At 71.2% G+C, this 21,120-nt stretch carries 21 protein-coding genes and 2 tRNA genes; 10 read left to right on the top strand and 13 right to left on the bottom strand.

The features are described 5' to 3' along the window. Window positions 1–600, top strand: a 600-nt coding sequence (locus BIU95_RS16305) for a hypothetical protein (RefSeq protein WP_254783403.1), incomplete at its 5' end; no start/stop codon positions are given. Window positions 601–620: 20 nt separating this feature from the next. On the opposite strand, the gene BIU95_RS16310 is transcribed toward BIU95_RS16305, so the two are convergent. Further along, window positions 621–2,063, bottom strand: coding sequence for an MFS transporter (locus tag BIU95_RS16310; protein WP_083389424.1), 1,443 nt, complete (start codon window positions 2,061–2,063; stop codon window positions 621–623). 102 nt (window positions 2,064–2,165) lie between these two features. Between BIU95_RS16310 and BIU95_RS16315 the strand changes: the two genes are divergently transcribed. Together BIU95_RS16315 and BIU95_RS16320 are read left to right on the top strand one after the other, a co-directional pair. Next, complete coding sequence (locus tag BIU95_RS16315) at window positions 2,166–3,587, top strand: LLM class flavin-dependent oxidoreductase (RefSeq protein ID WP_071252231.1); 1,422 nt, start codon at window positions 2,166–2,168, stop codon at window positions 3,585–3,587. Further along, a complete protein-coding gene (locus BIU95_RS16320) occupies window positions 3,584–4,852 on the top strand; it encodes an acyl-CoA dehydrogenase family protein (RefSeq protein ID WP_071252234.1) in 1,269 nt (422 codons plus the stop codon). The genes BIU95_RS16315 and BIU95_RS16320 overlap by 4 nt, the downstream gene beginning before the upstream one ends. Before the next feature lie 52 nt (window positions 4,853–4,904). On the opposite strand, the gene BIU95_RS16325 is transcribed toward BIU95_RS16320, so the two are convergent. From BIU95_RS16325 to BIU95_RS17985, 6 genes are all read right to left on the bottom strand, one after another. Then, window positions 4,905–5,249 (bottom strand): metallopeptidase family protein, encoded by a 345-nt coding sequence (locus BIU95_RS16325; protein WP_017886056.1) that lies wholly within the window; start codon window positions 5,247–5,249, stop codon window positions 4,905–4,907. Further along, window positions 5,249–7,405 (bottom strand): acyltransferase family protein, encoded by a 2,157-nt coding sequence (locus BIU95_RS18855; protein WP_175470787.1) that lies wholly within the window; start codon window positions 7,403–7,405, stop codon window positions 5,249–5,251. The genes BIU95_RS16325 and BIU95_RS18855 overlap by 1 nt, the downstream gene beginning before the upstream one ends. 108 nt (window positions 7,406–7,513) lie before the next feature. Continuing rightward, window positions 7,514–7,589, bottom strand: a tRNA-His gene (locus BIU95_RS16335). A 75-nt stretch (window positions 7,590–7,664) separates the two neighbouring features. Then, window positions 7,665–8,303: an oligoribonuclease gene (orn, locus tag BIU95_RS16340; RefSeq protein ID WP_017886054.1), complete on the bottom strand. Its 639-nt coding sequence runs from the start codon at window positions 8,301–8,303 to the stop codon at window positions 7,665–7,667. A gap of 749 nt (window positions 8,304–9,052) precedes the next feature. Further along, entirely contained in the window at window positions 9,053–10,294 is a 1,242-nt protein-coding gene (locus BIU95_RS16345) for an MFS transporter (RefSeq protein WP_017886053.1), read from the bottom strand. Further along, complete coding sequence (locus BIU95_RS17985; protein ID WP_017886052.1) at window positions 10,291–10,740, bottom strand: MarR family winged helix-turn-helix transcriptional regulator; 450 nt, start codon at window positions 10,738–10,740, stop codon at window positions 10,291–10,293. Before BIU95_RS17985 ends, BIU95_RS16345 begins: the two co-directional genes overlap by 4 nt. Window positions 10,741–10,906: 166 nt before the next feature. On the opposite strand from BIU95_RS17985, the gene BIU95_RS18450 reads away from it, so the two are divergent. After that, entirely contained in the window at window positions 10,907–11,197 is a 291-nt protein-coding gene (locus BIU95_RS18450) for a hypothetical protein (protein ID WP_017886051.1), read from the top strand. A 29-nt stretch (window positions 11,198–11,226) separates the two neighbouring features. Continuing rightward, window positions 11,227–11,487, top strand: coding sequence for a thioredoxin family protein (locus BIU95_RS16360; protein ID WP_017886050.1), 261 nt, complete (start codon window positions 11,227–11,229; stop codon window positions 11,485–11,487). On the opposite strand, the gene BIU95_RS16365 is transcribed toward BIU95_RS16360, so the two are convergent. The 3 genes from BIU95_RS16365 to BIU95_RS16375 all read right to left on the bottom strand — a co-directional run bounded on the left by BIU95_RS16365 (window position 11,431) and on the right by BIU95_RS16375 (window position 14,783). Continuing rightward, a complete protein-coding gene (locus BIU95_RS16365; RefSeq protein WP_175470788.1) occupies window positions 11,431–12,984 on the bottom strand; it encodes a DUF6716 putative glycosyltransferase in 1,554 nt (517 codons plus the stop codon). The genes BIU95_RS16360 and BIU95_RS16365 overlap by 57 nt on opposite strands. Before the next feature lie 138 nt (window positions 12,985–13,122). Beyond that, window positions 13,123–13,995: an N-acetylneuraminate synthase family protein gene (locus tag BIU95_RS16370; RefSeq protein ID WP_017886049.1), complete on the bottom strand. Its 873-nt coding sequence runs from the start codon at window positions 13,993–13,995 to the stop codon at window positions 13,123–13,125. Then, window positions 13,992–14,783 (bottom strand): NTP transferase domain-containing protein, encoded by a 792-nt coding sequence (locus tag BIU95_RS16375; RefSeq protein WP_071252240.1) that lies wholly within the window; start codon window positions 14,781–14,783, stop codon window positions 13,992–13,994. The genes BIU95_RS16370 and BIU95_RS16375 overlap by 4 nt, the downstream gene beginning before the upstream one ends. Window positions 14,784–14,893: 110 nt before the next feature. Here BIU95_RS16375 and BIU95_RS16380 point away from each other — a divergent pair. Beyond that, window positions 14,894–14,966: transfer RNA gene (locus BIU95_RS16380), tRNA-Arg, on the top strand. Between the two features lie 73 nt (window positions 14,967–15,039). On the opposite strand, the gene BIU95_RS16385 is transcribed toward BIU95_RS16380, so the two are convergent. Both BIU95_RS16385 and BIU95_RS16390 read right to left on the bottom strand, forming a co-directional pair. Continuing rightward, the gene (locus tag BIU95_RS16385) at window positions 15,040–16,344 is read right to left on the bottom strand and encodes a hypothetical protein (RefSeq protein ID WP_071252242.1); all 1,305 of its coding nucleotides are present in this window, start codon (window positions 16,342–16,344) and stop codon (window positions 15,040–15,042) included. An 89-nt stretch (window positions 16,345–16,433) separates the two neighbouring features. After that, entirely contained in the window at window positions 16,434–16,700 is a 267-nt protein-coding gene (locus BIU95_RS16390; RefSeq protein ID WP_017886047.1) for a hypothetical protein, read from the bottom strand. Between the two features lie 150 nt (window positions 16,701–16,850). On the opposite strand from BIU95_RS16390, the gene msrA reads away from it, so the two are divergent. From msrA to BIU95_RS16405, 3 genes are all read left to right on the top strand, one after another. Further along, window positions 16,851–17,378 (top strand): peptide-methionine (S)-S-oxide reductase MsrA, encoded by a 528-nt coding sequence (gene msrA, locus BIU95_RS16395; RefSeq protein ID WP_042538560.1) that lies wholly within the window; start codon window positions 16,851–16,853, stop codon window positions 17,376–17,378. A gap of 37 nt (window positions 17,379–17,415) precedes the next feature. Next, window positions 17,416–17,619, top strand: coding sequence for a hypothetical protein (locus BIU95_RS16400; protein ID WP_017886045.1), 204 nt, complete (start codon window positions 17,416–17,418; stop codon window positions 17,617–17,619). Window positions 17,620–17,738: 119 nt separating this feature from the next. Further along, window positions 17,739–18,422 carry a single-stranded DNA-binding protein gene (locus BIU95_RS16405; protein WP_071252245.1) on the top strand — a complete coding sequence of 228 codons (684 nt, stop codon included), beginning with the start codon at window positions 17,739–17,741 and terminating at the stop codon, window positions 18,420–18,422. Window positions 18,423–18,495: 73 nt separating this feature from the next. Here the strand turns inward: BIU95_RS16405 and BIU95_RS16410 are convergent, their stop codons facing one another. After that, a complete protein-coding gene (locus tag BIU95_RS16410; protein WP_017886043.1) occupies window positions 18,496–19,230 on the bottom strand; it encodes a hypothetical protein in 735 nt (244 codons plus the stop codon). A 189-nt stretch (window positions 19,231–19,419) separates the two neighbouring features. Here BIU95_RS16410 and ettA point away from each other — a divergent pair, with 189 nt between their 5' ends. Beyond that, complete coding sequence (gene ettA / locus BIU95_RS16415; RefSeq protein ID WP_017886042.1) at window positions 19,420–21,105, top strand: energy-dependent translational throttle protein EttA; 1,686 nt, start codon at window positions 19,420–19,422, stop codon at window positions 21,103–21,105. The last annotated feature ends 15 nt before the right edge of the window (window positions 21,106–21,120 follow it).

A 21,120-nucleotide genomic window follows, 5' to 3' on the forward strand; every position in this document is an offset into this window, starting at 1 on the left:
ACGGGCGGGGCCGGCACGACCGGCACGACCGGCACGACGGGCGGGGCCGGCACGACCGGCGCGACCGGCGCGACCGCGGGGGACCTCGCCCCGGGCCTCGCTGCTGCTGCCGCCGGTGTCGCCGCCGCCACGGGCCACCGTGCCGTCGTGCTCATCGACGGCCGGTCCGGCACGGGCAAGACGACCCTCGGCGCGCAGGTCGCGGAACAGCTCGGAGCGCAGCTCGTGCACCTGGACGACCTCTACCCGGGCTGGGACGGCCTGCGAGCGGCTTCGGACGCCCTGGTGACCGACGTGCTCGGAGCGCCGAGCGGCTACCGACGGTGGGACTGGGACGCCGACGGACCCGCGGAGTGGACGTCGGTGGACCCCGACCTGCCGATCGTGGTGGAGGGCTGCGGGGCGTTGTCGCGGGCGTCGGCACCGCTGGCGTCGCTGCGTGTGTGGCTCGAGGCCGACGACGCCGTGCGCTGGGACCGGGCGATCGGACGCGACGGCGAGGTCTTCGCACGCGAGTGGGACCGCTGGGCCGCGCAGGAGCAGGCCTTCATCGCCGCCGAGGACCCGGCCGCCCTGGCCGACGTGGTCCTGCGGACGTAGCGCCCTGCGGCGGCCGCGAGTCACGCGTCCTCGGACAGTTCTCGGGCTACGGAAGGCGAGAACTGTCCGTCAAGCCGAGACTCGGCCCGCGCCGGCGCCGGCCCGCGCCCGCGCCGCCCCGCCTGCGCCGCCCGCCGCGCCGCCGCCGCCCGCGGATCCACCGCGAACACCGCCGCGACGATCGTCAGCACCGCGTACACCCCGAGGTACCCGCACAGGATCCACGGCGAGCCACCGCCCAACTGCACGAACACCGCGGCCAGCAGCGGCGTCAGCCCCACCGAGAAGATCGACCCGATCTGGTAGCCGAGCGACATCCCCGAGTACCGCCGCCCGGTCGGGAACTGCTCCGCGAACCACGCCGCCTGCGGGCCGTAGATGCTGTCGTGGAACACGCACATCCCGATCAGCGCCACGAGCGGCAGCAGCACGAGGGGCCCGGCGTCGAGGAACGCGAAGAACGGCCAGATGAGCACCGCGATGCCCACAGCCGACCAGATCGTGAGCACCCGCCGCCCGACCCGGTCGGACAGCCACCCCCAGAACGGCGTCGACACGAGCGACACCGCCGAGATCACGAGCACGGCCTGCAGCCCCGCGTCCGAACCCGACGGCCCCCGCACGTTGCCGAGGTAGGTCAGTGCGTACGTCGTCAGGATCGAGTACAGCGCCGGTTGCACGAGTCGCAGGCCCGCCGTCACCAGGATCGACCGCGGGTGCTGCCGGATCGCCTGCCACACCGGGAACCGTTCGACCCCACCCGAGGCACGCAGCTCCTGGAACACCGGGGCGTCCTGCACGCCGAGCCGGATGACGAGCCCGACCGCGACGATCACGGCGGAGAACAGGAACGGCAGCCGCCAGCCCCAGGCCAGGAACGCCTCGGTGCCGAGCAGCGACCGCACGAGCGTGAAGACCCCGGTCGCCAGGAGCATCCCACCGGCCGACCCCATCTGCGTGAACGCCCCGAACAGCCCGCGGTGCCGTTCGGGCGCGTGCTCGACGGACAGCAGCGCCGAGCCGCCCCACTCGGCTCCGGCAGCGACACCCTGCAGCAGCCGCAGGAACACGAGCGCCACGACGGCGCCGACCCCGATGGTCGCGGCGGACGGGATCACCCCGATCAGCGTGGACGCGATGCCCATCAGCACCAGCGATGCGACGAGCAGCTTCTTCCGCCCGATCCGGTCGCCCAGGTGCCCGGCGACCACCCCGCCGAGCGGCCGCGCCACGAACCCGACGCCGTAGGTCGCGAACGACGCGATCACCCCGACCGCGGGTGTGACGGACGGGAAGAACGTCGGTGCGAACACCAGCGCCGAGGCCGTCGCGTAGAGGTAGAAGTCGTAGTACTCGACGGTCGTCCCGATGAACGACGCGAGCGCGACCCGACGACGGGTCGCGCTGGTCGACGGTGCGGCGGGACGGCCGGGAGGCGCGGTGACGGTGGTCTGGCTCGGCATGCCTCAGGAGCATGGTCGCGTCCACTGCGCCGGGGAACACCACGCGTAACGTGAGGTCACGTCGCTGTCGGCGGGCGGTGCCCGCCGACCACGATGGGTCGCATGAGCGATGCACCGAACCGCCCGCTGCGCTTCGCGGCCTTCGTCATGAACACGACGTCGCACATCCAGCACGGCCTGTGGCGGCACCCCGACGCTCGGCAGGCCGACTTCGACGACGTGACGCTCTGGACCGACCTGGCGAGGACCCTCGAGCGCGGCAAGTTCGACGCGATGTTCTTCGCCGACGTCGTCGGCACCTACGGCCCCGGTCGCGGCGACTACTCGACCAACCTGCGCGAGGGGCTGCAGATCCCCTCGAACGACCCCTCGGTGCTGCTCTCCGCGCTCGCCGTGTCGACCGAGCACCTCGGGTTGGCGTTCACCTCGAGCGTCATCCAGGCGCACCCGTTCGACTTCGCCCGCAAGGTCTCCACGCTCGACCACATCACCCGGGGCCGGATCGGCTGGAACGTCGTCACGAGCGCCCTCGACAGCGCCGCCCGGAACTTCGGCGCCGACCGGCTCGAGGAGCACGACGAGCGCTACGTCTGGGCCGAGGAGTACCTCGAGGTCTGCGCGAAGCTCTGGGAGGGATCCTGGGACGACGGCGCCGTCCTGAAGGACCCCGTCCGCGGCTACGCCGACCCCGACAGGGTGCACCGCATCGACCACCACGGCGCCCGCTACGACGTGCAGGGTCCGCACCTGTCGGCACCGTCACCGCAGCGGACGCCGGTGCTGTTCCAGGCGGGGTCCTCGCCCGCCGGCCGAGCCTTCGCGGCCCGGAACGCCGAGGCCCAGTTCATCCTGACCTCGAATCGTGACGCCACCGAACAGCTCATCCGGGAGACCCGCGACCTGTCCGCGGCCGCCGGCCGGCGGCGCGACGACATCGCGTTCTTCCTCGGCCTGACCTTCGTCACCGGCTCGACCGAGGCCGAGGCGAAGGCCAAGGAAGCGGAGATCGACGAGTACCTGGCCGCCGACGGGTTCCTGGTGCACTCGAACCTCGGCTTCGACGCGGACACCGGCGAGCCCCTCGACCCGGACACGCCGCTGTCCGAGGTCCGCACCCACGCCGGGCAGTCGCACCTGCAGTGGCTCCGCGAGGCCGCCGGGGACCGCGAACCCACCATCGCGGACCTCGCCCGGTTGTCCGCGAAGCTCCGCGCCCGGGTCGTCGGGACGCCGGAGCAGATCGCCGACGAGCTCGCCGACTGGCAGCGGGTGGGCGTCGACGGCGTCAACGTCATCAACTGGACGCTGCCCGGCTCGTATGAAGAGTTCGTCGACCACATCGCGCCGACCCTGCAGGAGCGCGGACTGATGCAGTCCGAGTACCGCGAGGGGACCCTGCGCGAGAAGCTCTCCGGCCACGCACAGCTGCCGGACTCGCACCCGGCCCGGCAGTGGCGCGGGGCGTTCTCCGGTGGCGCGAGCGGCGTCGCGGACGCAGCCCGTGCGGTGGAGGTGCCCGCATGACGGACGCGACGACGACCGACGGGCGCACGCCGGGCCTCCCGGCCGACCGTCTGTCGACCCTGCGCGAACGCTTCGCGCCCGTGTTCGCGACGATCCGCGACGGCGCGGTCGAGCGTGAGCTGGCGTCCGGGACGCCGGGCGACCGGCCGCTGCCGCACGCCGAGGTCCGGGCGCTCGCCGACGCGGGGTTCGGGCGGTTGCGCGTGCCGGAGGACCGCGGTGGGTTCGGCGTGACGCTGGTGGAACTCGCGCACCTGGTGGCGGACCTGGCGGCGGCGGACTCGAACATCGCGCACCTGTGGCGGGGACACTTCGGGTACACCGAACTGGTGCTGTTGCGGCCGCACTCCGCGTCGCGCGACGAGTGGCTCCAGCGCATCGTCGGCGGCGCGATCATCGGGAACGCGACCTCGGAGCGGACCGGGACGACGCTGGCCGACATCTCGACCACGGTGACGCCGTCCGGGCCCGGGGCGGCGCGACTCGACGGCACGAAGTTCTACTCGACCGGCACGCTCTACGCGGACTGGATCTACCTGGCGGCGGACCGTGACGGGGAGCGCGTGACGTTCGCCGTCGACGCCTCCGCGCCGGGCGTGACGAGCATCGACGACTGGGACGGTTTCGGGCAGCGGTTGACCGCGTCCGGCACGACCGTGTTCGACGGGGTGTCGGTCGACCCGTCGGTGGTGTCGGCGTACCGGGACGCCCCGCTGTCGCACATCCAGGCCTTCTACCAGCTGTACCTGCTGGCGGTCCTCGCCGGGATCGGGCAGGCGGTGTCCGACGACGCCGTGGCCTTCGTGCGACCACGGACCCGCACGTACATCCACGCCAACGCGGCCGTGCCGGGCCAGGACCCGCAGGTGCTCGCGGTGCTCGGGCGACTGTCGGCCGGCGCGTTCACCGCCCGGTCGCTCGTCGCCGCCGCCGCCGGGCTGCTCGACGGGGTCGTCGCGACGAACGAACCCGGGGCCGGTGTCGACCGCGTGCTGCTCGACGCGGCCGAGAACGCCGTGTACCAGGCGCAGGTCGAGATCGGGCCGCGGGTGCTGCGGTCGGCGTCCGAGCTGTTCGAGGTCGGCGGGGCGTCAGCGACCGACCGGACGCGTGCGCTCGACCGGCACTGGCGGAACGCGCGGGTGGTGGCGTCGCACAACCCAGCTGTCTACAAGGAGCGGCTCGTGGGGGAGTACGCGCTGCACGGGCGGGGGCCGGTGGGGGCGTGGGAGAAGTACCACGAGGTGGGGCCGACGCGGTTCTGAGGCGCGGGTGCGGGTGCGGTGCGGGTGCGGTGCGCGGGCGCGTCGCTGGCCGCTACGCCCAGCCGAGCTCGTGCAGCCGCTCGTCGTCGATGCCGTAGAAGTGCCCGATCTCGTGCACGAGGGTGGTGTGCACCTCGTCCTTGAGCTCCTCGACGGTGTCGCACTCGGCCAGGTGCTGCTTCCGGAACACCACGATGCGGTCGGGCAGCTCGCCGAAGCCGTACTGCCCGCGCTCGGTGGCTGCGATGCCGTCGTAGACACCGAAGAGCTCTTCGCCGTTCTCCGGTTCGTCCTCGACGACGAACACCACGTTGTCGAGCCCGTCGACCATCTCGTCGGGGAGCAGGTCGAGTTCGTCGGTCACGAGTTGCTCGAAGGCCTCGGCGGACATCTCCATCACGGGGTCGATGGTCGCACACCCGGCAGGATGTCCTCCTTCCGGAGCAGGTCGAGCAGCGCCGGCGCCGATGCCTGTGAAGCCTCCGGTGTGACGTGGACCGGATCGAAGCGGGTGAGGACGTTCCCGATGAGCAGCGGGCAGGTACCGAACGAGCACCAGAGGGGGGTCGTGTCGAGCACCGTGGTCTCGTCGACGTCGTCGAGCAGGGTGGTCAGGGAACGCATCTGGGCGCGGGCTGTCGCATCGCCTTCTCGGCAGTCCTGTGGCCCCCGGGTGCCGGCGACACAGCCGGTCGGCGCGTACCCCGGCGGGGTGGCGGGTACGACGACGACGCGGCCGACGTGCGGTCGGGCAGCCTCGATGATCCCCTTGACGCCGGATTCGTAGGACTCTCGCGTGATCCCTTCGAGGCTCGGGTCTTCCTTGTCCCAGAACCGGTTCGTCACGACCAGGACGTCCGGGGTCGTCCGTTCGACCTCGGCGAGCACCTCCGCGTTGTGGGCGGCGCAGGTGTCGACGTCCGAGGTGAGCGCCGTCGTGGAGAAGGGGCAGCCGATCTGTGCGCCGTTCCGGACCTGCACATCGGCGTCGGGGGCTTCTGCGAGCGCTCTCCACCCCGGCGCCGAGAACGCACCGGTGGAGTCGCCAGTGAGCATCACGGACGTCCCCGGAGCGGCGCCCCACGTGCACGAGTCCGCGCGCCAATCGGCACCGATCACGGAGCACCCGAGGGTGGGCGCCCAACTCGAGGTCTTCGTCAGGGAGTCTGCGTAGCCAGGGGCGCTGATCGCCTCGGCACTCGGCGTCAGGTCGTCCGGCCACGATCGCGCGCCCAGCCCTGCTGCGATGGCGTCGGCGCGGGCTTGCAGCGCCGGGAACGAGTCGTCGGCGGCGAGGTCGGTGTCGTCCCCGGCGGCGGGCGCGGCAGCGGGAACCGGTGGGAGCGGCCGGAGCCGCTCGGCGGTTCCCGAGACGGTGACGAGGGTGAGCACGGTCAGCGCGGCCAGCGCGCCGACCTGCAGCCGCAGACGGTGTTCCTGCAGCGTGGCGCGGAGGCCGCGGTGCCGGAAGGCGGTCTCCACCGTTGCGTAGCTCGCGATCGACGTCAGCAGTGCGAGGACGACCGCGATGCCGACGGGGAGCGATGTGAAGAGGGGCAGCAGGACGATGAACGGCCAGTGCCAGAGGTAGAGCGAGTAGCTCACCGTCCCGAGTCCGACGAGGGGACGCCAGCGCAGCGGTGCCGCTGCCCAGGCCGTGCGGGTGGGTGCGGGACCAGAGCTGGAGCGGGAGCTGGCGCCGGCTCCGGTTCCGGCTTCGGCTCCGGCGACCAGGATGAGCGCGGTACCGAGCGTCGGGACGAGTGCGAGCGGTGCCGGCATGCCGAGGCTCTCCCGCCCGAGCAGGACGGACGCGGCGATCGCGCCGAGTCCGATGACGACCATGCACTCCGCGACCCACGGGCGGACCGACCGGGCACGGTGCACAGCGATCGCGGCGAGGACACCCACGCCGAGCTCCCATGCACGCGTCGCCGTCGAGAAGTACGCGGAGGCAGGGTCGACCGCAGCAGCGACGAAGGCCCACGCGAGAGAGCACACCGTGAGGCCGCCGATCACGACGGTTGCACGTGCCGAGCGCCCGACGGTTCGATCGTCTCGGCGTGCGCGACGCCCGAGCAGGAGCAGCAGGAGGACCGGGAGCACCAGGTAGAACTGTTCCTCGACCGCGAGGGACCAGAAGTGCTGGAACGGTGAGGCGGCTGCCGTCGCCGCGAAGTAGTCGGTGCCCGCTGCTGCCAACCGCCAGTTCTGCACGGCGAGCACGGAGGCGACGGCATCGGCGGCGACCGAAGCGAACCTGCTCGTCGGCAGGAGGACCCAGGCCGCAGCCGTGGTCACGAGGATCACGAGGAGGGATGCCGGCGCGAGCCTGCGCACGCGGCGGGCGGCGAAGGCCCGGAGGCGGATCCGTCCGGTCCGCCCGTGTTCACGCAGCAGCCCTGCGGTGATGACGAACCCGGAGATCACGAAGAAGACGTCGACGCCGAGGAACCCACCGCTCGGCCAACGGAACGCATGGTCGAGGACGACCACGGCGACGGCGATCCCACGGAGGCCCTGGATGTCTGGTCGAAAGGATCGGGTCTGCACTGATCTACAATATACAGAAGTACATATTTTACACAAGACCCGAACATGTTCGCGGAACGACGAAGGCCCCGGTCCAACGGACCGGGGCCTTCGTCTGTTCTTCAGTACTGGGGTGAATAACGGGTCTCGAACCCGCGACCTCCTAGACCACAACCAGGCGCTCTACCAACTGAGCTATATCCACCATGTTCGAACCGGCGGACCGGCGCGACCACTCAATAGTAGTACATGCGGGACGGGGTGCGGACCACCCGTGTCGCTACTCGGCCGTGGGCTGCGCCAGCCGCGACTCCCACTTCGCCACGACGTCGGCCTGCACGGCGCGCACGTCGTCGGTGCTCGGGCCGGGCTCGGCGACGAAGCCGGCGCGGCGGTAGTACTCGAGCTCGCGGATCGACTCGAGGATGTCCGCGAGGGCACGGTGCCCACCGTGCTTCTCCGGCGCGTTGAAGTACACGCGCGGGAACCAGCGGCGGCAGAGTTCCTTGATGCTGGACACGTCGACGCTGCGGTAGTGCAGGTGTCCGTCGACGCGCGGCATGTACTTCGACAGGAACGCCCGGTCGGTGCCGATCGTGTTGCCGGCCAGGGGCGCGGAGCCCTCGGCGGGGACGTGCTCGAGGATGTACTCGAGCACCTGGTACTCGGCGTCCGCCAGGCTCACGCCGTTCGGGATCTCCTCGATGAGGCCCGAGGTGACGTGCATGTTCGTCACGAACTCGTTCATGTTGTCGAGCGCCGACTGGTCCGGCTTGATGACGATGTCGAACCCGGGGTGCACGGGCTCGAGGTCGAAGTCGGTGATGACCACGGCCACCTCGACGAGTTCGTCGACCTCGAGGTCGAGGCCGGTCATCTCGCAGTCGATCCAGACGAGGCGGTCATTCGCGGTTGCCATGTCCTCGATCCTATTCCCGCCCTGCGTGCCTCCCGTACGGGCCGCGGGCGGGGGGGGGGCGTGCGTGCCCGTGCCCGTGCCCGCATCGGCCCGTTCCGTGGGTCGGATCCGCGAACGGGCGAAATGCCCGGGTCGCCCTCCGGACGCACCCGGGTATTTCGCCCGCTCGTCCGGGACACGAAGCGCAGGCGGTGCACGCGACCGGCTGGAGGACCGTCACGACCCCGGCAGGCCGCCCCGCGCCTCCAGTCAGCTCGTTCCACCCGTCTGCCGCGGCGTTCCCGCTCGGACTTGCGCCCCCACCGCGAGCGGGCGAAATGCCGGGCCCACTGGGCGGACGCACCCGGATGTTCCGCCCGCTCGGCCGCGACGCGAGCCGACAGCACTGCCGGCGACCGCCTGGAGGCCCGTGGCGACCCCGGCGGGCTGCGTCGCGCCTCCAGGCGGTTCGTTCCACCCCGCCTGCCGCGGCGTTCCCGCCGGCCGCTCGAGTCCTCCGCGAGTGGGCGAAATGCCCGGGTCGCCCTGCGGGCGAACCCGGGCATTTCGCCCGCTCAGGTGGAGAGGGGAGTGAGTGCACGGGTGTACGGGGGAGCGGGCACGCAGATGCACGAACGGGCGAAATGCCGGAGTGCCCACGGGGGACACCCGGGCATTTCGCCCGCTCGCGGAGAAGCGGGAGAAGCGGGGCAGGCGGGAGAATCGGGGCGAGCGGGGAGCGTCCGCGTGGCGGTGGACCCGCCCCGCCCCTAGACCATCTCGCCGGCGGTGATCGCCTCGGCCTCGACGCGCTCGGGCTCGGCACCGTCGTCGACGCGGCGCAGGACCTTGGTGGTGCAGAGGATCACGACGAAGGCGACCGCGACGGACGCACCCGCGAAGACGTACGCCGCCGAGGGGGAGTACGCGTCGGCGAGCAGGGTCGCGACGGGCGGGGCGATGGCACCGCCGATGAAGCGGACGGCGGAGTAGGCGCTCGAGGCGACCGAGCGGGGGAGGTCGGTGGCCTCCATGACGCACTCGGTCAACACGGTGTTCAGGACACCGAGCACGAGGCCGCCGATGACGACGCAGATGATCAGGCCCACCTGCGACCGGACGACGAGCGCGGCGGCGAACAGGTCGAGTGCGAGCAAGGGCAGCGCGATCTTCAGCACGGTCGTCCTGCGGAGCCGGGCGGTGAGCATCGGGGCGACCCACACCGACGTGATGGCGAGGCCGACACCCCAGCCGAAGAACGTGAACCCGATGCCGAGCGCGCCGAAGCCGAGCGGGAACGGCGTGTACGCCAGCAGGACGAAGAAGCCGATGTTGTAGAACAGCGCGGTCGCGGCGAGTGCGGCGAGCGCGGGACGACCGAGAGCGCGGAACGGTGCGGAGAGCTTGGTGGGTGTGGGCTTCTCGAGACTGCCGGTCTTGAGCAGGGCGACGATGGCGATGAACGCGACGGCCATCAAGGTGGTCACGCCGAAGAACGGGCCGCGCCAGCTCACCGAGCCGAGCAGGCCTCCGACGAGAGGGCCGACGGCGATGCCGAGGCCGAGCGCTGCCTCGTACAGGATGATCGCCGAGGCGGTGCCGCCCGACGCTGCCCCGACGATGGTCGCGAGCGCGGTGGAGATGAAGAGCGCGTTGCCGAGACCCCACCCGGCGCGGAAGTCGATGATGCTCCACACGCTGTTCGACGTCGCGGCGAGGACCGAGAAGACCACGATCAGGGCGAGTCCGATGAGCAGGGTGCGCTTCGCGCCGATGCGGCTCGAGACCCAGCTCGTGAAGAACATCGCGACACCGGTGACGGCGAGGTAGCTCGTGAAGAGCAGCTCGGTCTGCGCCGGGGTCGCCTTCAGGGACGCGGCGATCGCGGGGAGGATCGGGTCGACGAGGCCGATGCCCATGAACGCGACGACGCAGGCGAAGGCGATCGCCCAGACCGCGGACGACTGCTTGAGGATGGAGCCGGACCGGCCGGCGGGTGCGTGGGCGTTCACGCGGGGATCTCCGTTCCGTTGGGGGTTGTCCGGGTGCGCTGGGCGATCAGGTCCGCCGCGTGGTGCAGGACGTCCCAGTCGTCGTCGGTCAGGTCGGCGAACAACGGGCCGACCGTGCTGGTGAGGGTGGAACGCCAGGCCGCGAGCCGGTCGCGCCCGGCGTCGGTGAGTTCGACGAGCTGCCCGCGGGAGTCGCCGGGGTCGACGCTGCGGCTGACCAGACCGTCGGCGAGCATGCCAGCGACGAGCCGGGTCATCGTGGGCTGCGCCACGCGCGACGCGGTGGCCAGCTCGCCGAGCCGCAGGGGCTCGTCGGTCTCGAGGATGCCGAGTGTGCGCCAGACGGCGGTGGAGGACGTGTTGCCCGTCGACTGGACGGCGCGGCGGATCAGGCGGTTGACGGAGACGAGGAGGGTCTCGATCGTCTGCTCGCGCGGTGTTTCCATAGCGGAACTATATAGCGATGCTATGCATTCCGCAACGGCGGCGACCGGGGCGCAACCGGCGAAGACCGCCGTGCAACGTGCGAGGGCCGCCGCGCAACGGGCGAGGACCGCCGCGCAAGGACGGGCTGAACAGACTGCCCCAGCCGCCGCCTGGTAGAAGGGATGCATGAGCGACATCACCATCCACGAAGGCGACGAGTACACCGCGATCTTCCACGGCGGCCCCTTCGACGGCACGACCGACACCCGCACCGCCACGAGCGACGCGCTGGACGACGAGGTCACGGTGTTCGCCGACGTCGAGGGCCTGCAGACGGCCTTCACCTACCGCGCCACCAAGTCCCGCCAGGTGCTCGACCAGATCTCGGTCGAGTTCACCTACGAGCCGAGCGAGTCCGACCCCGTGGACGACCTGCAGGACCGCGGCGACCGCAGCGGTGAGTTCGACCGGGAGTAGAACCCCCACCCGCCGCGTTGCAGGACCACATGCAGCTCGATCTCTGGACGTCCGCCTTCTGTGCGCCGTGCGCCGCCGCCCGCCGGGTGTCGGCCGAGGCCTCGGCGCTCGTCCCCGGGCTCACCGTGACCGAACACGACGTGGCGGCGCACCCCGACGACGCGGAAGACCTCGGTGTCCGGTCCACGCCCACGATCATCGTGCGGCAGGACGACGGCACCGAGGTCTTCCGTTCACCCGGCGTCCCGACCCGGGACCAGCTCCTGCTCGCGGTGGCCAAGGCGCTCTGACCGAGCCGCTGCCGCGGCCGTCCCAGCGGCGGCCCCCGACGCGGGCGCAGCGACGCGCCCTCCTGCGCGCTGCGACGTCGGCGCCGAAACCACGACGGGCTCCGGCGGATCGATCAGTGCCCGCATGCGCCGCGCCAGGCGCTTCGCACTCCGGATCGGCGCCCCGATGCCCAGCGCGACCAGCCCGAGCGGGCTTCGATCGGCCCCACCGAGGGCGTTCTTCCGCTCCCACGCACGTCGCAGCGCCCCACCACGGCTCCGCCGAGCCGGTGCCCGGTCCACCAGCCTCCCGGCGTCCCGTCGGGCCATGAGGTCCACCAGTCGGCGCTGCCAGTCGTCCTCGGCGGCCGGGTGGAAGTAGTTGTCCCGCATCCACTCCGGCCGGACGGCCCCGAACCGGCCGTCGACCAGGTCGACGGCGTCCCCCTCGAGGCCACTCCCCACGAACACCTCGTTGATCAGGTGCCGCCCGATCCCGAAGTCGGTGAGCGTGAGCGCGGGGACACCCCGGGCCGCAGCCTCGAGGACGGCCGTCGAACTGATCGTCACGAGTGCCACCGCGCGGTCGAGGTGGTCGGCCATCGGGCCGCTCTCCACCACCAGGTTGGCCGGGGCGTCCGCCGGCACCAGGTCCGGGTACGGGTGCTCCTCGCGGTGCGTCTGGTGCTCGCCGGCCGCGGCGCGGGTCTTGATGACGACGCGCCACTCCGGGTGCGCGCGGGCCGTGTCGACGAGCCAGCGCACGACGAGGGCTCGGTCGGCCCGCTCGAGCGGCACACTCGGCTGCGCCGCGAAGACGACGGAGTCGCGGACGGGCGCGCCCGTCGCGCCCGTCGCGCCGGTCGCGCCGGCACCCCGGGCGAACGGCAGTGTGGCGAGTGCGAAGTGCGGCTCGACCCCGCCCTCGCGCGCCAGTTCCTCGTACGCGCGCACCTCGCGGTGGCTGTGCAGCACGAACAGGTCGGCCCGGGCGCGGAAGAAGATGCCCTTCCACTTCGCGGGGAACGAGATCCCCGGCAGCCCGGACACCAGCACCGGCCGGTCCGGGATCCGCCGGTGCACCTCGTCGATCACGAGTTCGGCCACGGGCCCGATCAAGGACACCAGGACGGCGTCCGGCGGGTCCTGTCGGAGCTCCTCGACGGCGGCGTCGACGTCCTTCGGTACGGGCGGTTCGCGGTGCAGGTGGGCGAGTCGTCGGTCCAACCCGCGGAACGCCGAACGCAGCTGCTTCGGACTGGCCGACCGCGGGGTCGCCACGGTGCGCAGCTCCAGGTCCCAGTCGGCGGGCGCGGTCGCCAGCAGGTGGGCGCCCCACTTCGCGAACGAGTCGGTGTCGACCAGGCCGACCACGCGTCGGACGCGTGGTGACGCGGCGGACGGGAGGCGCGCCTCCCGTCCGCCGGTCGACCCACCGCCGTCAGCCGGCACGTCCAGGGCGCGGGTCCCGTCGACCGGGCCGGTCACGTGCGCGGTGCTCACGTGCGCTCCGCTCACGCGCCGACGCGACGCAGCTTCGCGAGCGGTGCCTGCTCGCCGGCGCCCGGATGGGGACTGCATGCGCTCACGCGCCGACGCGACGCAGCTTCGCGAGCGGTGCCTGCTCGCCGGTGCCCGGATGGCGACTGCATGCGCTCACGCGCCGACACGACGCAGCTTCGCGAGCGGTGCCTGCTCGCCGGGGAAGATGCGCTTGACGCCGTCGCCGAGGGCGGTCTCGATGATGCGGATATCACGGGCGAGCGTCTTCAGACCGTGCGGCTCGAGGGACGCGGCGTGGTCGGAGCCCCACATCGTGCGGTCCAGCGTGATGTGCCGTTCGACGGCCGTGGCGCCGAGGGCGACCGCGGCGATCGAGATCTGCAGGCCGGGCTCGTGGCCGGAGTAGCCGACGGGGACGCCCGCGTACCGGTGGGCGAGCGTGTCGATCATGCGGAGGTTCGCCTCCTCGGCGGGCAGCGGGTAGGTCGACGTCGCGTGCATGAGGACGAGGCGGTCGGTGCCGAGGGTCTCGACGGCGGCGTCGATCTGCTCGAGCGTGGACATGCCGGTCGACAGGATGACGGGCTTGCCGGTCGCGGCGACCGCGGCGAGCATCCCGAGGTCCGTCACCGACGCCGACGCGATCTTGTAGGCGACGACGTTGAGGTCCTCGAGGAAGTCCACCGACGGCTCGTCCCACGGCGACGCGAACCAGTCGAGACCGCGGAGGGTCGCGTGGTCACCGATCTCGATGTACTGGTCGCGGTCGAACTCGACGCGGTAGCGGTACTCCAGGTAGGTCATGTCGCCCCACGGGGTGCTGCGCGGGGTGTTCTTCATGTGCTCCGGCGTGGAGATCGCGGGGGTGCGCTTCTGGAACTTGACGGCCTGCAGGCCGGCGTCGGCAGCGACGTCGATGAGCTGCTTCGCGATGTCGACGTCGCCGTTGTGGTTGAGGCCGATCTCGCCGATGAGGTAGGCGGGGTGGCCCGCGCCGATCGTGGACGTACCGATGGTGACGGTCATGGTGCTCCGTTCGGTGCGGGGGTGGCCCGCGTCGGGGATGGGTCTCGGGTCGTGGTGGGTGCGGGGGCAGGGGCGCCGACGCGTGCGTGGCCGTGGCCGGGGGCTTCGTTCCGCGCGCCGGCGAGGGCTTCGGCGAGGGCCAGGTCGGCCTCGTCGTCGATGTCGATCGCGCCGGCACCGTCGACGACGGCCAGCTCGACGCGGCCGTGGAACCGGTGCCGGTGCTCGAGGAACCCCGACGTCCGCATCACGTAGAACGCGCCGGTCTCGCGGAACTCCGGCTCACGGTCCTGGCGGCGCGGTCTGGTCGCAGCGTCGTGGTTGACCGCGACCGCGGTGCCGTCCGGCGCGGTCCGCCACAGGAACGCGTGCGACGCTGCGGCCGCGAACACCGCGTCGGCGTGCCCGTCGACCACGCGCGCGACGGCGGCGTCGAGGTCGGCCGGGTCGATGAACGGCGAGGTCGCCTGCAGGAAGACGAGGACCTCGGGCAGTGGCGTGCTGATCGCGTCGAGGACGTGCAGCAGCGCGGACTCGGACGATGCCTCGTCACCGGCGAGCTCGGCCGGACGGCGGACCACGGCGGCACCGGAGGCGACCGCCTCTGCGGCGATCGCGTCGCCGTCGGTCGTGACGACCACCTCGTCGATGCTCGCGGCCAGCCGAGCCGACTCGACCGCACGACGGACCAGCGAACGACCCGCGACGGTGCGGAGGTTCTTGCCGGGGATCCCCTTCGACCCGGCACGCGCGGGCACGACGGCGAGGACGGAACCGGTGGTGCGCATGCTCCGGACGCTACGAAGCGCGGGTGTCCCGGAGGGGAACGGAGAGCAGACGGCGGCCGACCGTTGGGCAACCGCCGGATCTGGTCACGGCGCTACAATCGACGCTGCTTGCCTCCGTAGCTCAGTGGATAGAGCAGGTGGTTTCTACCCACCGTGCCGCGGGTTCGATTCCTGCCGGGGGCACCGAAGACGAACAGGGCCGCCATCCTGTGCGGATGGCGGCCCTGTTCTCGTCGCTGTGGCGTCGTGGCGGCTGTTACTCGTCGTCGTCCGCGGCGCGGCGCCGGAGTTCGGCGGCGCTGATCGGCTGCGTGTACGGCGCTTCCGATGTCTCGTTCGCGTCGGCCGGTTCGGCGGGGGCCTGGCCCAGACGCGTCGGGACGGACGTGGTGTTCGTCGTTCCGGGGGTCTCGACCCGGGGAGCCGACGCCGGCGGGACGTCGTTCGCCGGTGTGCGGTTGACGTGCGCCTCGGCTGCCGTGGGCGTCGCGACGGCGCGGTCGGCAGAGGACGGGCGGTCGTTCCGCGGTGCGCGGTCGGTGTCGCCGAACGCACGGGTGGCGCTCGCGCCGCCGAAGGCACGGGTGGCGCTGGCGTCGTCCACGGCCTCGGTGTCGTCCGTGCCGCGACCCGGGGTGGAGCGTGCGGGTGAGGTCGGGGTGCCGAGCGCCGGGCGCACCGGCGGCGCAGCCTCGTCGTCGCCGTAGACACGGGTGGTGTTCTCGCCGAAGGAGCGCGTGGCGTTCGGGTCGGTGCTCCCGCGGTTCTGGTTCGCGCCGGCACCGCGGTTCACCGAGAACGACGGGGTCGTCCCACCGGTGGATCCGGCGGCTGCGGTTCCGGGCGCAGCCGCACCGGCAGCGGGCGAACCAGCAGCGGGTGCGGTGGCTGCCGGGACCGAAGGCGCTGATGCGGGGCGCTGCGCCGGACGCAGCGAGGTCGTCGTCGGGGTGGCGCGCTCGACCGGAGCAGCCGGGGCCGGGCCCTGCGCCTGGGTGCGCGGGGCCTCGCCCTGGTCGGCGTTCCAGTCCTGCTGGCGCTTGATCAGGTCGGCGTCGGGGTCCGGAGACTCGAACTTCCAGCGCTCGAGGTCGGCCTTGAAGAGCTTGCGCGCACGGCTCGGACGTGCCTGCCAGTCGAGCAGGCGGTCACGGAACTCGGCGAGGGACTGGTCCGCCTGGAAGCTGAACGTCGACGAGTTCTTCTTGATGTCGGCGATCTCGTGCTGGGCCCAGTTGGCGGCCAGCGGCGCACCCTGCACGGCGAGCAGGCGCAGCCGGATGTCGGCGTCCTCGGCCAGGTGGTCGGAATAGGCGCGCTCGTCGTGTCCGAGGGATCCCCACGCGGCAGCCTTGCGCGCAGCCGTCAGGATCGCGGCCACGGCCGCGTTCTTCGATTCCCGCTCCTGCAGCGCCACGACCCGCTTGGTCGCGCTGCGCCCGATGAGCGCCGCGATGACACCAGCCACGACGATCGCGACGAAGGGGATCACAGCGCCCGAGAGCACCCGCCACCCCGTGTCGGACGAAGTCCAGTCGGTCAGGTCGTTCCACCAGTCCATGTGCGCACCATACTCACGGGACGATCAGGCGTCGGGGAGGTCGGACGGCGTTCCGCGCATCCCAGCGCAGATGATTCCAATGTGGAACATCATGACCAGCGCAGGGTGTCCACGGCGTCGTCGGCGGACCAGACGCTCGGCAGCTCGACGAACCGGCGCTCGGTCGCGACGTACCGGCGCGCACGGTAGGCGGTGTCGCCGGCGACGTCGATGCGGTCGACGTAGCCGACGATCTCACCGTTGGCCCGGGTCACGCGGCTCAGGTCGTCGCGGACGTCGAGGATGCGGTAGTCGCCCCGGGCGCGGGCCAGCGGGACGGTGCGGATCCGCAGTGCGGGTTCGGTGATGGTCTGCATCGCTGGCCTCCTGGTCGGTGTGGTGCCGACGCTACGGGGGACCACCGACACGCCGAGGGGTGCCGTCCGATCTGGGGAACAGGGTCTCCGCGCACACTGTTGTGGAGGAACGAGTGGGCCGCACGCGTGGCCCGGAGAGAGGGTGTCGTCATGACCACGTTCGTGCTCGCAGGTGGATGTTTCTGGTGTCTCGACGCCGTGTACCGCACGCTCCAGGGTGTGCAGGACGTGGTGTCGGGCTACATCGGCGGACAGGTCGACGACCCGTCCTACGAACTGGTGTGCACCGGGACGACGGGGCACGCCGAGGCGGTCGCGGTGACGTTCGACGAGTCGGTGATCCCAGCCGAGGTGATCCTCGACGTCTTCTTCACGCTGCACGACCCCCGTCAGCTGAACCGGCAGGGCGCCGACGTCGGCACGCAGTACCGCTCGGCGATGTTCCCGGCCGACGACGCGCAGCGCGAGCTGTTCGAGCGCGCGATCGAGCGGGCGTCGGACATCTGGGACGGCGGGGTCGTCACCACCATCGAGCCGCTCTCGACGTTCTTCACGGCAGAGGAGTACCACCAGGACTTCTTCGCGAAGAACCCCGGGCAGGGTTACTGCCTCGCGGTCGCGCTGCCCAAGGTGAACAAGGTCCGGAAGGCCTACAGTCAGTACATCCTGGCGTCCTGACCCCGGGGCGGCAGGGCCACGAGGAGGTGGTTCGAACATGACGGACAACACGGGAACCTGGGTCGCCATCGGTCCGGCCGGAGCAGTGGGCAGCATCCACCGCGCGGCGGACGGCTTCGAGGTCGAGCTCTACGGACGCCGACGGGCGGGCGGGCCCTACCCGTCCCTCGAGTCCGCGAAGGGCGCGGTCCACGCCGCGCTCGGACCGTTGGCCGCCCGGCCCGAGTTCCGAGCGCACTGAGCGGGTCCGGACAGGAGGCCCGGGGGACTCGTCCTCCACAGGTCGCCTGATCGGGTCCACACGCCACAGATCCAGCCCGGGGCTGCTGAGGCAGCCCCGGGCTCCGTGACGATCGACCCATGAACGACATCATCACCGTCTGCGGAATCGTCGCCACCGAGCCCCGGCACCTCGTCACCGAGACCGGCATCGCCATCACGAGTCTCCGGCTCGCGTCACCCTCGCGTCGTTGGGACCGGGCCACCTCGGCCTGGGTCAACGGTGCGACCAACTGGTACACCGTCACCGCGTTCCGGTCGCTCGCGTCGAACGTGTTCAAGTCCCTGAAGAAGGGCGATCGGATCGTCGTCGCCGGCCGGGTTCGCATCCGCACGTGGGAACGCGACGGTCGTGGCGGGACCTCGGTCGAGATCGACGCCGACGGCATCGGCCACGACCTGGCGTGGGGGATCAGCAACTGGCTGCGGGTTCCGCGGCAGGTCGGCGACGCCGCATCGGGTCACGGTGGACTGCGTGGGGTGGACCCCCGCACCGGCGAGGTCCGTGACCCCGCTGTGGGTCACGGCGCCGCGGACGGACCCGACCGCGGGGAGCACACCGCAGAGCCCCACGAACACGCACCGTCGACCGACCCGGGGTCGGACGACGACGCCGATGCGCTGCACGGCGCACCGACCCTCGGGGACGGCACGGAGCCAGCGGGGCCGTCCGAACACGTCCTCGAGCAGGACGCCGCGCCCTGGGACCCTGCGCCACACCTCGACGACCACGCCGACCGCACCGACCACGACGAAGCGGCCTGACCCGGCAGCCGATCGGAGTCGGTGCGCCGGGTCAGGCCGCTTGTTCCGCGTGCGGTTCACCGCCTCGCGTCGGTCACCACTTCTGGGCGATCATCCCGATGCCGGAGACCTGGTCGGTGTCCCAGTTGCCACCGCGGGGCAGCCCGGTCACACGGCCGTCGATCTTGAAGCTCGCACCCTGCACCCGCGGGCTGTTGGTCTGCGTGGCCTTCAGGCCGTGGAACGAGAAGCCCGTGTTCCACTTGCCGTTCAGCCCGGTGTTCGACTTGCGGTCGCCGACCGTGATGCGGGTGTTCTGCACCGTCGAGTGCACGACGTCACCGTTCAGACGGGCGTTGGCCTCGGCGTTGAAGAACAGCCGTCCGTCCAGGTTGAGCTTCAGGTTGGCGACGGTCTTGTGGTTCACGATCATCGTCGCGACGTCGTTCTTGTACCAGCGCATGCCGATCGGGGTGAGCTTGTTCGTCGCCGGGCCGAGGTAGCCGTACGTGAACTTGCCGTTCTGTACGCGCTCCCAGATGTACCGCGGCTTGCCCTTGCTCACGGTGGAGCCCTTGTCCGACTGGATCCCGAAGGCGTAGGCGTTGTTGTGGGCGTCGTGCACGTTGATGTACGACGAGTAGCCGGTCCCCGAGCCGTTCGCGCTGATGCTCGCGGTGTACAGCAGGTACGGGGCGCCCTTCGGCAGGGCCACGGCGGATGCCGGCGACACCGGTGCGATGAGTCCGACGGTGAGTGCGATCGCTCCGACGAAGGGGAGCGCGAGGCGGCGGAGCCGCGACGGGGTCGTTGTCGTGTGCGTGGTCATGGTCCTCGTCCTGTCCGTGGTCCTGATCCTGGTCCTCGTCGTGGTGGGCGACGGGCCCCAGGTTGCTGGGTGAGGCAAAGCTACGTCGTCCGTGACGCGAACAACAGGCCGGTTCGTACAGGTGCGGGAAGCGGCGATCCGGCGTCGGGCGAGCGCTGCTCCGACGGTGTCACTACACTTGGGGCCGATATGGCTGAGTACATCTACCAGATGGTCCGCGCCCGCAAGGCGGTCGGCGACAAGCTGATCCTCGACGACGTCACGATGTCGTTCCTCCCCGGTGCCAAGATCGGCGTCGTCGGACCGAACGGTGCTGGCAAGTCGACGATCCTGAAGATCATGGCGGGTCTCGACCAGCCGTCCAACGGTGAAGCGAAGCTCACGCCCGGCTTCACGGTCGGCATCCTCATGCAGGAGCCGGAGCTCGACGAGACGAAGACCGTGCTCGAGAACGTGCAGGAAGGCGTGGGCGAGATCCACGGCAAGCTCGCGCGCTTCAACGAGATCTCGGCGCTCATGGCCGAGCCGGACGCCGACTTCGACGCGCTCCTGGCCGAGATGGGCACGCTGCAGGAAGACATCGACGCCGCCGACGCGTGGGACCTCGACTCCCAGCTCGACCAGGCGATGGCCGCGCTGCAGTGCCCCCCGGGGGACGAGCTCGTCACGCACCTGTCCGGTGGTGAGAAGCGCCGCGTCGCGCTCTGCAAGCTCCTGCTCCAGAAGCCCGACCTGCTCCTGCTCGACGAGCCCACCAACCACCTCGACGCCGAGAGCGTGCTCTGGCTCGAGCAGCACCTGCAGCAGTACCACGGTGCCGTCCTCGCCGTGACCCACGACCGGTACTTCCTCGACCACGTCGCCGAGTGGATCGCCGAGGTCGACCGCGGTCGCCTGTACCCGTACGAGGGCAACTACTCGACCTACCTCGAGAAGAAGCGCGCCCGCCTCGAGGTCCAGGGCAAGAAGGACGCCAAGCTCGCGAAGCGCCTGTCCTCGGAACTCGACTGGGTCCGGAGCAACACCAAGGGCCGCCAGGCGAAGTCCAAGGCCCGTCTCGCTCGCTACGAAGAGATGGTCACCGAGGCCGAGCGCACCCGCAAGCTCGACTTCGAGGAGATCGTGATCCCGGTCGGCCCGCGTCTGGGCTCGCAGGTCATCGACGCCGAGCACCTGCGCAAGCAGTTCGGTGAGCGCGTCATCATCGGCGACCTGTCGTTCACGCTGCCCCGCAACGGCATCGTCGGCGTCATCGGCCCGAACGGTGTCGGCAAGACCACGCTCTTCAAGACGATCGTCGGCCTCGAACCGCTCGACGGCGGCACGCTGAAGATCGGCGACACGGTCGACATCTCGTACGTCGACCAGAGCCGTGGTGGCATCGACCCGAACAAGAACCTGTGGGAGGTCGTGTCCGACGGACTCGACTACATCCAGGTCGGCAAGACCGAGATCCCGTCCCGCGCCTACGTGTCGCAGTTCGGCTTCAAGGGGCCGGACCAGCAGAAGCGCGCCGGCATCCTGTCCGGTGGTGAGCGCAACCGTCTGAACCTCGCGCTGACGCTCAAGCAGGGCGGCAACCTGCTGCTCCTCGACGAACCGACCAACGACCTGGACGTCGAGACGCTCGGCAGCCTCGAGAACGCCCTGCTCGAGTACCCCGGTTGCGCCGTGGTCATCACGCACGACCGGTGGTTCCTCGACCGCATCGCCACGCACATCCTGGCGTGGGAAGGCCTGAACGAGGACGGCACGCCGAACTGGTACTGGTTCGAAGGCAACTTCGAGGCGTACGAGGAGAACAAGATCGAGCGCCTCGGCGCCGATGCCGCGAAGCCCGGGCGCGCGACGTACCGCAAGCTCACCCGCGACTGACCCGCGTGGCGAGAC

It is taken from the genome of Curtobacterium sp. MCBA15_007 (genome assembly GCF_001864905.1).
GTDB lineage: Bacteria > Actinomycetota > Actinomycetes > Actinomycetales > Microbacteriaceae > Curtobacterium > Curtobacterium poinsettiae.